Below are 12539 nucleotides of genomic sequence, written 5' to 3' on the forward strand. Positions count from 1 at the left end.
AATATCACACCGCCGCGCCGGTTGCCGGGCCGTACGCCGGTGATAACGAAGACAGGGATTGATCAATTAAAATAACGGACTCGACGAATTTCAACGGGCAGCCAGTGGCGCTGCGGCTTGAAATACGACGGGCACCATGCAGCAGAGGTTCACTTTGACTCCATCGGACTCCATGCCGGCGGCGCATCAGCGTCACGCCATCCCCCCGGGCGCCGGGGCACTGTTTTTTATCCAAATCTTCGCCACGTTGGGTTTTGCCGTGCTGTACTCCACGTTGGTGCTCTACGCCACCAAACGTCTGGGCTTCAGCGAGGGCAGTGCAAACGCCATGATGGGCGTGTTCGGCGCCTTCAACTATGGGCTACATATGTTTGGCGGTTACCTGGGCGGACGCTTTCTGAGTAACCGCAACCTGTTCGTACTGGGTATGGTGCTGCAGGTGATCGGCTGCGCGCTGATTGCCGTGGCGGGCGTTTGGGGCCTGTACTGGGGACTGGCGATGTTCCTGACTGGCAGCGGGCTGAACGTCACCTGCATCAATATGATGCTCACCCAGCGCTTCAAGCCAGATGACGATCGGCGTGAATCGGCGTTTTTGTGGAACTACGCCGGGATGAACCTCGGTTTCTTTGTCGGTTTTACCGTGGCCGGCTATTTCCAGTTGAGCGAAAATTATCGCGCGCTGTTCCTGTTCGCCACGCTGGGCAATGCGGCGGCGATTATCGTCGCCGTCAGCCGTTGGCGCATTCTGGCCGATCTCAACACGCCGTTGCATGACGCCAGCCGCGCGCAATACCGTTGGCGTATGCTGGTCGGGCTGGCAGTATTGGTGGCGCTGGTGCCCATTATCCGGGTGATGCTGACCCATGCGGAATTCAGCGGCCACTTTGTGATTGGCCTCGGCGTACTGATTTTCCTGATGCTGTGCGTGGTCACACTGCGTCACCACCCGCGTACAGAGCGCCGCCGCATGGTGGCCTATCTGATTCTGGCGCTGGGCTCATTGGTATTCTGGGCGTTGTACCAGCTGGCGCCTATGGGGCTGATGCTGTTCTCCGAGCACAATATCGACCTGAACGTCTACGGTATTCAGGTCGCTCCGCAGTGGATCCAGAATATCAATACGCTGGTGATCGTCGTGGGCGGGCCGCTGATGGCCTGGTGGTTTAACCGCTTGCGAGCCCGTGGCTGCAATATCGATATCCCGTTGCAATTCTCCGGCTCGTTGTTTTGCATCGGGTTGGGCATGCTGGTGTTGCCGTTGGGCATCAGCCTGGCCGGCGGCGACGGGCTGGTGGCGTTTAAATGGATCGCAATCAGCTACATACTGCAGAGCATTGGCGAACTGATGATTTCCCCGATCGGCTACGCGATGATCGGCAAGCTGGCGCCACCGCGTTATCAGGGCGTCATGATGGGCTGCTGGATGATGGTTACCGGCGTCGCTTCGGTGTTGGCGGGCTATGTCTCCGGCCTGATGCCGGAAAACAGCGGCAGCACTCCGGCGCTGACCAACCCCGGCTACAGCGAAATATTCAGTGCGCTGGGCTGGGGGGCGGCGGGCGTTGGCGTGGTGATGTTGCTCCTGATCCCGCTGTTGCGCCGGTTGATAAGGCACGACGCCCCCGTCACCGTCTGAGATCCCTGCAGGATAAAAAACAGCCCCACTGGTCGGGGCTGTTTGCGTTTTTGGCTTTAGCGCTTGCATCTGTCTGCGAATCGCGGAAATCTGGATGAAAATGCATAAAAAACAGACGGAGTCTGACCGATGAACATCATTTATTACCACCCTTTATTTAACGCCCAGGATTGGTTGGCGGGCATCAAACAGCGTCTGCCGCAGGCCAACGTTCGCGAATGGCAACCCGGCGACGATCGCCCGGCGGATTATGCGCTGGCATGGCGTCCGCCGCAGGAGATGCTGGCTAACCGCCGGCAACTGAAAGGGGTGTTCGCTCTGGGGGCGGGCGTCGATGCCATTCTCGAGCAAGAGCGCCAACATCCCGGCACGCTGCCGGCGGGCGTCCCGCTGCTGCGCCTGGAGGACACCGGTATGGCGCAGCAGATGCAGGAATATGCGTTGAGCTACGTGCTGCGTTACTTTCGTCGTTTCGACGAGTATCACTTGCTGCAACAGCAGCAAAAATGGCAGCCGCTCGATCCCCATCAACAGGATAATTTCACCATTGGCATCCTCGGGGCAGGCGTTCTGGGGAAAAGCGTGGCGCAAAAGCTGGTGGAGTTCGGTTTTAACGTACGTTGCTGGAGCCGCAGCCCCAAGCAGATCGATGGCGTGGAGAGTTTTGCCGGCACAGAGCAGCGCACTGCGTTTCTCGAGGGCACTCGGTTGCTGATCAACTTGCTGCCCAACACGCCGGAAACCGCCGGTATCCTCAATCGCCATTTGTTCGCGCATTTGGTGCCGGGATCCTATCTGATCAACATCGCCCGCGGCGCGCATCTGGTTGAGGCCGATCTCTTGCAGGCGCTGGATCAGGGGCAGATTGCCGCCGCCACCTTGGATGTGTTCGTCAACGAGCCGCTGCCGCAGGCACATCCGTTCTGGCGTCATCCGCGTGTCACCATTACCCCGCATATTGCTGCCATCACCTTGCCGGAACAGGCGATGGACCAGATAGCCGCCAACATCCGCACTCTCGAGGCCGGGCAAACGCCGGCAGGGGTGGTGGATGTGCAACTTGGCTACTGACCTTTCGGTGACTCACCTGCTAAGCTAATAAGAAACCCGGTCTGCCCCCGTCCCTTTGGCAGGCCGCCAGAAGGAGAAATAATGTACCCTGTTGATTTGCATATGCACACCGTTGCCAGCACCCACGCCTACAGCACGCTGCATGATTACATCGTCGAAGCCCATCAAAAGGGCATCAAACTGTTCGCCATCACCGATCACGGCCCGGATATGGCCGATGCGCCGCATTACTGGCACTTTATGAACATGCGCGTCTGGCCGCGCCTGGTGGATGGCGTAGGGATCCTGCGCGGTATCGAGGCCAACATCAAAAATCTGCAGGGCGATATCGACTGCACCGGGCCGATGTTGAACGAAGTCGACGTGATTATCGCCGGTTTCCACGAGCCGGTGTTTGCGCCGCAGGACAAGGCGGCCAATACCGAAGCGATGATCGCCGCGATGGCGCAAGGGGATGTGCACATTATCAGCCATCCCGGCAATCCAAGGTATCCGATCGACATCGCGGCGGTCGCCGCAGCGGCCGCAAAGTATGAAGTGGCGCTGGAGCTGAATAACTCGTCATTCACCCATTCACGCAAGGGCAGCGAGGACAATTGCCGGGCGATTGCCGCGGCGGTGCGTGATGCCGGCGGTTGGTTGGCGCTGGGGTCGGATTCACATATCGCTTTCTCACTCGGTGGCTTCGAGCACTGTGAACGCATCATCGCTGAAGTGGAATTCCCGCAGGAACGGATCCTCAACGTCAGCCCACGGCGCCTGCTGGACTTTCTCGAACGGCGCGGCAAGCCGGCGATTGCGGAATTGGCCGATTTGTGACATCGTCCCGGCAAATTTTCCGTATTGTATAAGGCATTATCATGAATGAGTTTTCCGTTGTTTGCCGCGTGCTGGGTACGCTGTTTTACCGTCAGCCGCAAGATCCGTTGTTGGTGCCGCTGTTCACGCTGATTAAAGAAGGTAAGCTGCAGCAACACTGGCCGCTGGAGCAGGAAGAACTGCTTGTGCGCTTGCAGCAGGGGTGCGATGTAAACCTGCTGTCCGCCGATTTCAATGCGATGTTTGTCGGCAGCGAATGCAGCGTGTCGCCGTTCCGTTCCGCTTATGTGGAAGGGGCAACGGAGGCGGAAGTCCGCACTTTCCTGCAGCAACGCGGCATGCCGCTTGGCGAAACGCCGGCCGATCACTTCGGCTCTCTGCTGCTGGCTGCCTCCTGGCTGGAAGATCAATCGCAGGAAGACGAAGTGCAGGCGCAAATCACCCTGTTTGACGAATACCTGCTGCCTTGGTGCGGCCGTTTCCTCGGTAAAGTGGAAGCGCACGCTACCACCGGTTTTTACCGTACCCTGGCGCTGCTGGCCCGTGAGTCGATTCAGGCGATGCGTGACGAACTGGCGGAATATGAGCAGGACGAAGAACAGCCGGGCGAAGAAGGCTGAAGCACTAAAAATGACGGGCTTGCGTGGCCCGTCATCGTTTTCTCTGCGCTAAACACAGGTTTTCATCCCCCATACGTAAGTTGACAAAAAATCCCCTAATCTGACGGTTCATCGGCGGTTGGCTTTTCCGTGCCTGCGCGCCTCGTTTCCTCACGAAAAGGGTAGAGCATGAAAAATAACTGGATGCAGCAGATTCAATCGATGATTGGGCAAAAGGCCGGTTCCATCGGTGGGGCGGAAGGCATTGGCAAACTGCTGGCCCCGACCGCGTTGGGGGGCCTGGTGGGCGTTTTGCTGGCGAACAAATCTTCGCGCAAGCTGGTGGGCAAGTTCGGTAAAAATGCCTTGATTATCGGCGGCAGCGCGGCCGTTGGCGCGGTGTTGTGGAATAAATACAAGCAGCGGGTGAAAGAAACCCATCAGGACGAACCGCAGTTTGGCTTGCAAACTACGCCGGTGGATCTGCGCGCCAAACGGTTGGTGCAGGCGCTGGTGTTTGCCGCCAAGAGCGACGGCCATATCGATGCGGAAGAAAAACGCGCCATCGACCACAGCCTGGAACAGCTGCAGGTGGGTGAGGAGGCGCAAAAATGGGTACAGGAGGCGATCGACCAACCCTTAAACCCGGATCTGATCGCCCAGAGCGTGAAAAACGAAGACGAGGCGCTTGAGGTGTATTACCTGAGTTGCATGGTGATCGACGTCGATCACTTTATGGAACGCGGTTATCTCGATGCACTGGCGCAGTCGTTGAAGATCCCTGCGGACGTCAAGCAGGGCATTGAAAACGACGTCAACGAGAAAAAACGCGAGCTGGCGTAGCGCCGCTTGGCAAGCTGGGGGGAATCGTGTCACTCTTGCTTTAATCAAGGTAAGCGGATGATTTAGCAATGATGACACCCCCTAAGGCAGAAAAACGACCTTATCCCATCACCACCCACGGCGATACGCGCGTGGATGACTACTATTGGCTGCGCGACGACGAGCGCGCAGACCCTCAAGTGCTGGACTATCTGCAGGCGGAAAACGCCTTTACCGATGCGATGCTGAAACCGCAGCAGGCGTTGCGTGAGACGCTGTATGAAGAGATGGTGGCGCGGATCCCCCAGCAGGAGCACTCGGTGCCTTATGTCAGGCACGGTTACCGTTATCAGACCCGTTTCGAGCCGGGCAACGAATACGCGATTTATGTTCGTCAGCCACAGGCGGAAAGTGAACGCTGGGATACGCTGATCGACGGCAATCAGCGCGCTGAAAAACGCGAGTTTTACACTCTGGGCGGTTTGGAAGTCAGCCCCGACAACCAGAAACTGGCGGTAGCGGAGGATTTCCTGTCACGCCGCCAGTATGACATTCGCTTTAAAAATCTGAACGACGACAGTTGGGCCGACGAAGTGCTGGAAAATACCTCCGGCAGTTTCGAATGGGCGAACGACTCTGCCACCGTTTATTACGTGCGCAAACATGCCAAAACGCTGCTGCCCTATCAGGTGTATCGCCACGTGGTGGGCACAGATCCGCAGCACGACCAATTGATCTACGAAGAGCTGGACGACACCTTCTACGTCGGGCTGGAGAAAACCACCTCCGAACGTTTTATCCTGATCCACCTGAGCAGCACCACAACCTCGGAGATTTTGCTGCTGGACGCCGATCGTGCCGACAGCACGCCGCAGATGTTTGTGCCGCGCCGTAAAGATCATGAATACGGCATCGATCACTACCATCAGCATTTCTATATTCGTTCCAACAAGGACGGCAAGAACTTCGGCCTGTATCAGAGCGAGCAGGCGGATGAAGCGCTGTGGCAGGAGCTTATCGCTCCGCGTATCGAGGTGATGCTTGAAGGCTTCAGCCTGTTCCGTGACTGGCTGGTGGTGGAAGAGCGCAGCGAAGGCCTGACCCAGTTGCGCCAGATCCACTGGCAGAGCGGCGAAGTGAAACGCATCGCTTTTGACGATCCGACCTATACCACCTGGCTGGCCTACAATCCTGAGCCGGAAACCGAACTGCTGCGCTACGGCTACTCTTCGATGACCACCCCGACCACGCTGTATGAGCTTAATCTCGACAGCGGCGAGCGCGTGATGCTCAAGCAGCAGGAAGTGAAAAACTTCACACCGGAAAATTATCGCAGCGAGCGGGTATGGGTGAAAGCGCGGGATGGCGTCGAGGTGCCGGTCTCGCTGGTTTACCGCCAGGATCGCTTTATTCGGGGCAGCAATCCGTTGATGGTTTATGGCTACGGCTCTTACGGCAGCAGCATGGATCCGGCCTTCAGCGCCAGCCGCTTGAGCCTGCTGGATCGCGGTTTTGTCTTCGTCCTGGCGCACATTCGCGGTGGCGGCGAGCTGGGGCAGCTGTGGTATGAGGACGGCAAGCTCTTCAAGAAGCAGAATACTTTCAACGATTTTATCGACGTGACCGAAACGCTGATCGCGCAGGGCTATGGCGACGCCAAACGCGTCTTCGCCATGGGCGGCAGCGCCGGCGGCCTGTTGATGGGGGCGGTGATCAATCAGGCGCCGCAGCTGTTTAACGGCATCGTGGCGCAGGTGCCGTTTGTCGACGTGGTCACCACCATGCTGGATGAGTCTATTCCGCTGACCACCGGCGAATACGACGAATGGGGCAACCCGAACGAGCAGGCGTATTACGACTACATCAAGCAATACAGCCCGTACGATCAGGTCAAGGCGCAAGATTACCCGCACATGCTGGTGACCACCGGGCTGCACGATTCGCAGGTGCAGTACTGGGAACCGGCCAAGTGGGTGGCGAAGTTGCGCGAGTTGAAAACCGACGATCGTCAGCTGCTGCTGTATACCGATATGGATTCCGGCCACGGCGGCAAGTCCGGGCGTTTCAAAGCCTATGAGGACATTGCGCTGGAATACGCCTTTATTCTGGCGTTGGCGGAGTAATTTGCAGGCGGGCGGCGGTTGCCGCCCGCTTTTTTAGCCGATCAGATAGTATTTCAACGTATGCTTCATGTCCGGGCTGAGATCCTCGATGGACTTCAACATCCAGCGCAGATAGCCGGGATCTTCCTGCGCAATGCGACCAATTTCCTGCCCACGATATTTGCCGAATTTGAATTTCTTCAGCAGCACCGGCTGTTCGGTGATTTGCGCCATTTGTTCCGGCGTCCACCCTGAATCCTTGACGATGCGTTGCAGCAGCGCAGCGGTTACGTAGCAATCGTACAGCGCCCGGTGCGGGTACAGCGTAGTGTCTTGCGGCAGTTGCACCTCCAGATTCAACGCATAGCGCAGATACTGATTGCCGTATTTGATGTCCGGGTAAAGGGTGCGCGCCAGCTTCATGGTGCATATCCAGGCACCGCGCATTTCCGGCAGCACGCCGCGATCAAACGCTGCGTTGTGCGCCACATAGTAAGGGCTGCCCAGATAGCGGCCGATCGCCACTGCGATACGCGGCTTACCCTCGACCATCTGTTCGGTGATGTGATGGATAGCCATCGCATCAATGCTGATGGGCCGATCGGGGCTGACCAAGTTGCTCATCGGATTGGCGATGTGGCCGTCGATCAGGTCGACGGAGGCGACTTCCACCACGCCGCCGTCCAGCCCGCAGGTTTCAGTGTCAATTACGCGTAAAATCATGGTTTCCTCAGGGGCAACTGCATAGCGTTAGCTTAACCGGCAGTAGCGCCCGTGCCAACCGTTGGGGCGGTTTGAGCAATTTCAGACAACAAAAAACCCGCCTCGGCGGGTTTAATTACGGTTAGAAGTTCGCTTACTCGCCGGACGTTTGCCCTTTTTTGGCGCGTTTGCCTGCGCGTTTCTCAGCAGGGGTTTTCAACGGCTTCTTCTTCGCATTTTTCTTGCTATCCATTCCCTTACTCATGTTGGCCTCTCAGTTACCTATGGGTGGGTGGTTTGCTAAGCCATTAACCACCTTACACCGGTTGGTTGCAAGCATGAAAACGTATGTTTTAGTCAATCGCTTGTTAAGCGTGAGTATTTTGTTTTTTGTGAAAGGCTGCTTAATTGGTCCGATATGTTATAATATAACAAATAAATTATCACCGGAGAGCGCAATGACCGTCGTTTCCTTGTTAAACCCACAGCAGCTCTTGGCCATGCCGGAGTCTGATTATATGAACCCGGCACAGCAGGCGTTTTTTCGCCAACGCCTGCTGGAGGAGCAGCAAAAATTGCTGCTGCACATCGATGCGTTGAAACGTGACATCGACGGCGGTGAAGTCTCTGGCGACGAAGCGGATAAAGCCGCGCGTGAAGAAGACCTGCGATTGCTGTTCCGCCAGTTGGATCGCGAAAGCCGCTTGTTGCCGAAAATCGCTGCGGCGTTGTCGCGGCTTCACAACGGAGAGTTCGGCTATTGTCTTGAAACCGGGGAGCCCATTGGCCTGCCGCGTCTGCTACTGCGACCCACGGCGGAACTGGGCATCGAGGCGAAAACCGCTCAGGAAATGCGTGAGCCGCATTTGCGCAAAAGAGGCTGACTCGCGCGCTGGGTATGCCCGTTTGGGCTGACCCGGCCGGTATTTTGCGGTCATTTTAAGCAAACGCACGCTAACTTGCCGGGGAGTGTGGGAGTTTTCAGGTTTTACCGTTGACCTGATGGGCCGCTTCGGCTTTTATGAGGGTATGACCACAGAAACGGAAGCGCCATGGAACAATTACGAGGTTTGTACCCGCCGTTAGCAACGTATGACAGCGGTTGGCTGGACACAGAGGATGGCCACCGAATCTACTGGGAACTGAGCGGTAACCCGAAGGGTAAGCCGGCAGTCTTTATTCATGGCGGACCGGGCGGGGGGATCTCCTCCTATCACCGCCAACTGTTCGATCCGCAGCGCTATAAGGTGTTGCTGTTCGATCAGCGCGGCTGCGGACGCTCCAAACCGCATGCCAGCCTGGACAACAACACTACCTGGCATCTGGTGCAGGACATTGAACGTCTGCGCGAAATGGCCGGCGTGGAGCAATGGCTGGTGTTCGGCGGCTCATGGGGATCGACGTTGGCGTTGGCCTATGCGCAAACCCATCCGCAGCGCGTTAGCGAAATGGTGTTGCGCGGCATCTTCACGTTGCGTAAGCAGGAATTGAGCTGGTATTACCAGGACGGCGCTTCACGCTTCTTCCCGGAGAAATGGGAGCGCGTGCTGTCGATTCTTTCAGAAGAAGAGCGTAAGGACGTGATCGCGGCCTACCGCCAGCGCCTGACTTCAAAGGATCTGCAAGTGCAACTTGAAGCGGCGAAGCTGTGGAGCGTGTGGGAAGGGGAGACGGTAACGCTGTTGCCAAGCACCGAGTCCGCTTCCTTTGGTGAGGATGACTTTGCGCTGGCGTTCGCCCGTATCGAAAACCACTACTTTACCCATCTGGGTTTTCTGGACAGCGACGATCAACTGCTGACCAACGTTCCATTGATCCGCCATATCCCTGCGGTGATCATCCATGGCCGCTATGATATGGCTTGCCAGGTGCAAAACGCTTGGGATCTGGCGAAGGTTTGGCCGGAGGCGGAGCTGCATATCGTCGAGGGGGCCGGGCACTCCTTCGATGAACCGGGTATCCTGCATCAGTTGATGCTGGCCACCGACAGATTTGCCGCAAAGTGATGCAAAACCCGCCATGACGGCGGGTTTTTTTACTTGGATTTCGGCTCGTACGGCAGACGCGAATACTTGTGTGATTCGACGCGATAGAACGCCACGCGTTCGCGGAAATAGTCGCGCAGGTGTGCCGGCTGTTCGCGCTCAACCATTTCTGGGATCACCGGCATGTTATAGCGTTCTTTAAACGCCACGCCGGAAGCTGCGAGATCAACGTTCACTTTGTCCATATCTTCTTTGGAAAGCTCTGCCAGATTGTAACCCACCGTATTCTCCTTACTGTCACCGCATTGGATCAGCGCAGAAGGTAATGCACCGGGCGGCGCTTGGCAAGCCTGAAGCGCAAGGAGAGCAGGGCGGTGGGAATAATGCCAGCCATCAGCGCTTATTTATTATTCCGAAGATAATGCAATCTATTTTTTTTCTTAAATAAGAATGATTCGCTTTTTTAGTAAATATACAGATGAAAATAGTTATCATAATAATTTGAATGAATAATTAATATTGAATTTAACATATTGATTTTTAATAAATTAAAAATTAAATGATTAATGATGTAAATCAGGTGTTTTTATTTTGTTCTTACCAAGGCATAATGCGGAAAAATTAAATCGATACCTGCAAAATAAAAGGGATAATGATGCTGACGCAAGAAATGACCAAAAAACTGAATGAGCAACTGAATCTGGAATTTTATTCCGCCAACATGTACCTGCAAATGAGCGCATGGTGCAGCGATAAAGGCTTTGAAGGCGCGGCCGCATTTCTTAAAGAGCATTCTCAGGAAGAGATGCAGCACATGCAACGTCTGTTCGATTATCTGAGCGATACCGGCTCCCTGCCGCTGCTGGGCACCATCGCCGCGCCGCCGGTTGAGTTCGAATCCCTTGCGGACGTGTTCCAACAGACTTACGAACATGAGCAACTGATTACCCGCCAGATCAACGAACTGGCGCACGCGGCAATGATCGCTCATGACTACTCTACCTTCAACTTCCTGCAGTGGTATGTCGCTGAGCAGCACGAAGAAGAGAAACTGTTCAAATCCGTATTGGATAAACTGGCGCTGGTGGGCAACAGCGGCAAGGCTCTGTTCTTCATTGATAAAGATCTGAAGAAAATGGGCGCAGCCGGTGAAAACGGCAACGGCCAGGGCTAAATCTGCGCTGAATAACCGCGTGTCGGGCTTTGCCTGGTGCGCGGTTTTTTTATACCCTGCATTTAGCGCGGTTTAGCAGCGATACGTGCTGCCAGATCGCAGAATGCCAGCGTTCTGCTCGACTTACGGATCGAGTCTCGTTATCATTTAATACGATACGCTACAGGGAGGGTAGAGAGTCAAAACAGCGGGTTAGCCGTTATTCCCGTTCTTCTGTTTACCCGTGGCGCAATCATCTGCGGTGGGTTCCGGCTGCCGGCCTTAACCCTTATCACCCTCGATTATTGCTTTAAGGGATATCACTGTGATCGGTAAAATTCGTTCTTCGTATCGCCTGCTTTCTACTATTTTTGTGTTGTTTGTCGGGCTATCCTCGCAGCAGGCGCTGGCGCATGCCCATTTGAAAGTGCAGACGCCGGCGGAAGATGCCATCGTCAGCCCGGCACCGAAGGTGCTGACGCTCAATTTCTCCGAAGGTATTGAGCCTAACTTCAGCGGCGTGAAAATTACCGGCCCGAACGATGCCAAAGTGAAAACCGGTAAATTGCAGCTCGACGCGAACAACAACACTCAGATCAATTTGCCTATCGAAGACGATCTGGCTGCCGGCAAATATAACGTCAGCTGGCATGTGGTTTCGGTCGACGGTCATAAAACCAAAGGCCAGTACAGTTTCACCGTCAACTAAGCCATGAGTCTGGCGGCCCTGTTTGTTCTGTGTCGCTTTGTGCACTTTGCGGCGGTGATGCTGATGTTTGGCACCAGCCTGTTCACCGCCTTATTGTCGCCGCAGCGCCTTTCCCCGTATCTCTCTCGTGATGTGCGTCCTCTGCTGGTCTCCAGCACCTGGCTTGCCGGGCTTTCTGCCGTGGCGCTGCTGGCTATTCAGGCCGGGCAGATGGGGGATGGCTGGGCCGATACCTGGCAACCCGATGTTTGGTGGGCGGTGCTGGGCACCACCTTTGGCGAGGTCTGGCGCTGGCATTTGGGGATGTCGCTGCTGGCATTGTTGAGCTTGTGGCTGCCGGAGCAACGCCGCACACAGCTTTTGGCGCTGCTTTCCACGTTGCTATTGGTCAGCATGGCGTTTATCGGCCATGCGGCGATGCATGGGGGCGCACTCGGCGCGCTGCACCGTTTTAACCATGCGCTGCACCTGTTGGCCGCCGGTTACTGGTTTGGCAGCTTGTTGCCGCTGTTGGTCTGCTTGCGCTATCTTGCCCAGCCGCAGTGGCGCAGCGACGCGGTGACGACCTTGATACGTTTCTCGCGCTGGGGGCACCTGGCGGTGGTGTTGGTTATCTTGACCGGCGTAATTAACAGCTTGATTATTCTCGGCAACTGGCCGCTGGATGTGGCTTCGCCATACCAGCGCCTGTTGTTGTTCAAAACCGCGCTGGTGGCGCTGATGGTCATGGTGGCGCTGGCCAACCGTTACGCCATCGTACCGGTGATGAGCAGCGTACCCAGGTTGGCACAGCGCGGGTTGGTGCTGGCCTGCTGGATTGAGGTTGTGCTGGGCGCATGCGTACTGCTGCTGGTCAGTTTATTTGCAACCTATGCGCCGGTGTAATATTGCGGCTTGCCGGATGCCCCTAAACTGCGGGAAAATTGAATCAAATAGCA

Annotated in this window: 13 protein-coding genes; 11 read left to right on the forward strand and 2 right to left on the reverse strand. The window is 56.1% G+C overall.

Features of this window, described 5'->3' with window-relative positions:
* The first annotated feature begins 172 nt into the window (after positions 1 to 172).
* The 6 genes from JEM67_RS10935 to JEM67_RS10960 all read left to right on the forward strand — a co-directional run bounded on the left by JEM67_RS10935 (position 173) and on the right by JEM67_RS10960 (position 7073).
* Complete coding sequence (locus JEM67_RS10935) at positions 173 to 1639, forward strand: peptide MFS transporter (protein ID WP_199637515.1); 1467 nt, start codon at positions 173 to 175, stop codon at positions 1637 to 1639.
* Positions 1640 to 1768: 129 nt separating this feature from the next.
* Positions 1769 to 2710 carry a glyoxylate/hydroxypyruvate reductase GhrA gene (gene ghrA / locus JEM67_RS10940; RefSeq protein ID WP_199637338.1) on the forward strand — a complete coding sequence of 314 codons (942 nt, stop codon included), beginning with the start codon at positions 1769 to 1771 and terminating at the stop codon, positions 2708 to 2710.
* Positions 2711 to 2791: 81 nt separating this feature from the next.
* Positions 2792 to 3529 (forward strand): phosphatase, encoded by a 738-nt coding sequence (locus JEM67_RS10945; protein WP_004943097.1) that lies wholly within the window; start codon positions 2792 to 2794, stop codon positions 3527 to 3529.
* 41 nt (positions 3530 to 3570) lie between these two features.
* On the forward strand, positions 3571 to 4149 hold the full coding sequence (locus tag JEM67_RS10950; protein WP_013812459.1) for a TorD/DmsD family molecular chaperone: 579 nt from the start codon (positions 3571 to 3573) through the stop codon (positions 4147 to 4149).
* Between the two features lie 168 nt (positions 4150 to 4317).
* A complete protein-coding gene (locus JEM67_RS10955; protein ID WP_013812460.1) occupies positions 4318 to 4971 on the forward strand; it encodes a tellurite resistance TerB family protein in 654 nt (217 codons plus the stop codon).
* Positions 4972 to 5039: 68 nt separating this feature from the next.
* The gene (locus JEM67_RS10960; protein WP_199637340.1) at positions 5040 to 7073 is read left to right on the forward strand and encodes a S9 family peptidase; all 2034 of its coding nucleotides are present in this window, start codon (positions 5040 to 5042) and stop codon (positions 7071 to 7073) included.
* Positions 7074 to 7106: 33 nt separating this feature from the next.
* Here the strand turns inward: JEM67_RS10960 and exoX are convergent, their stop codons facing one another.
* Positions 7107 to 7775 (reverse strand): exodeoxyribonuclease X, encoded by a 669-nt coding sequence (exoX, locus tag JEM67_RS10965; protein WP_199637342.1) that lies wholly within the window; start codon positions 7773 to 7775, stop codon positions 7107 to 7109.
* A 437-nt stretch (positions 7776 to 8212) separates the two neighbouring features.
* On the opposite strand from exoX, the gene JEM67_RS10970 reads away from it, so the two are divergent.
* The gene (locus JEM67_RS10970) at positions 8213 to 8638 is read left to right on the forward strand and encodes a TraR/DksA C4-type zinc finger protein (RefSeq protein ID WP_004943113.1); all 426 of its coding nucleotides are present in this window, start codon (positions 8213 to 8215) and stop codon (positions 8636 to 8638) included.
* A gap of 168 nt (positions 8639 to 8806) precedes the next feature.
* On the forward strand, positions 8807 to 9760 hold the full coding sequence (pip, locus tag JEM67_RS10975) for a prolyl aminopeptidase (RefSeq protein WP_199637344.1): 954 nt from the start codon (positions 8807 to 8809) through the stop codon (positions 9758 to 9760).
* A 29-nt stretch (positions 9761 to 9789) separates the two neighbouring features.
* Here the strand turns inward: pip and JEM67_RS10980 are convergent, their stop codons facing one another.
* The gene (locus tag JEM67_RS10980) at positions 9790 to 10020 is read right to left on the reverse strand and encodes a DNA polymerase III subunit theta (RefSeq protein ID WP_013812464.1); all 231 of its coding nucleotides are present in this window, start codon (positions 10018 to 10020) and stop codon (positions 9790 to 9792) included.
* Positions 10021 to 10394: 374 nt separating this feature from the next.
* Between JEM67_RS10980 and ftnA the strand changes: the two genes are divergently transcribed.
* The 3 genes from ftnA (at position 10395) to copD (ending at position 12486) form a co-directional block, all read left to right on the forward strand.
* Positions 10395 to 10913 carry a non-heme ferritin gene (gene ftnA, locus JEM67_RS10985; protein WP_013815088.1) on the forward strand — a complete coding sequence of 173 codons (519 nt, stop codon included), beginning with the start codon at positions 10395 to 10397 and terminating at the stop codon, positions 10911 to 10913.
* Between the two features lie 304 nt (positions 10914 to 11217).
* The gene (gene yobA / locus JEM67_RS10990; RefSeq protein ID WP_013812465.1) at positions 11218 to 11601 is read left to right on the forward strand and encodes a CopC domain-containing protein YobA; all 384 of its coding nucleotides are present in this window, start codon (positions 11218 to 11220) and stop codon (positions 11599 to 11601) included.
* 3 nt (positions 11602 to 11604) lie between these two features.
* A complete protein-coding gene (gene copD, locus JEM67_RS10995; protein ID WP_199637346.1) occupies positions 11605 to 12486 on the forward strand; it encodes a copper homeostasis membrane protein CopD in 882 nt (293 codons plus the stop codon).
* Positions 12487 to 12539: the final 53 nt, after the last annotated feature.

It is taken from the genome of Serratia sp. PAMC26656 (genome assembly GCF_016469055.2).
GTDB classification, from domain to species: domain Bacteria; phylum Pseudomonadota; class Gammaproteobacteria; order Enterobacterales; family Enterobacteriaceae; genus Serratia; species Serratia plymuthica.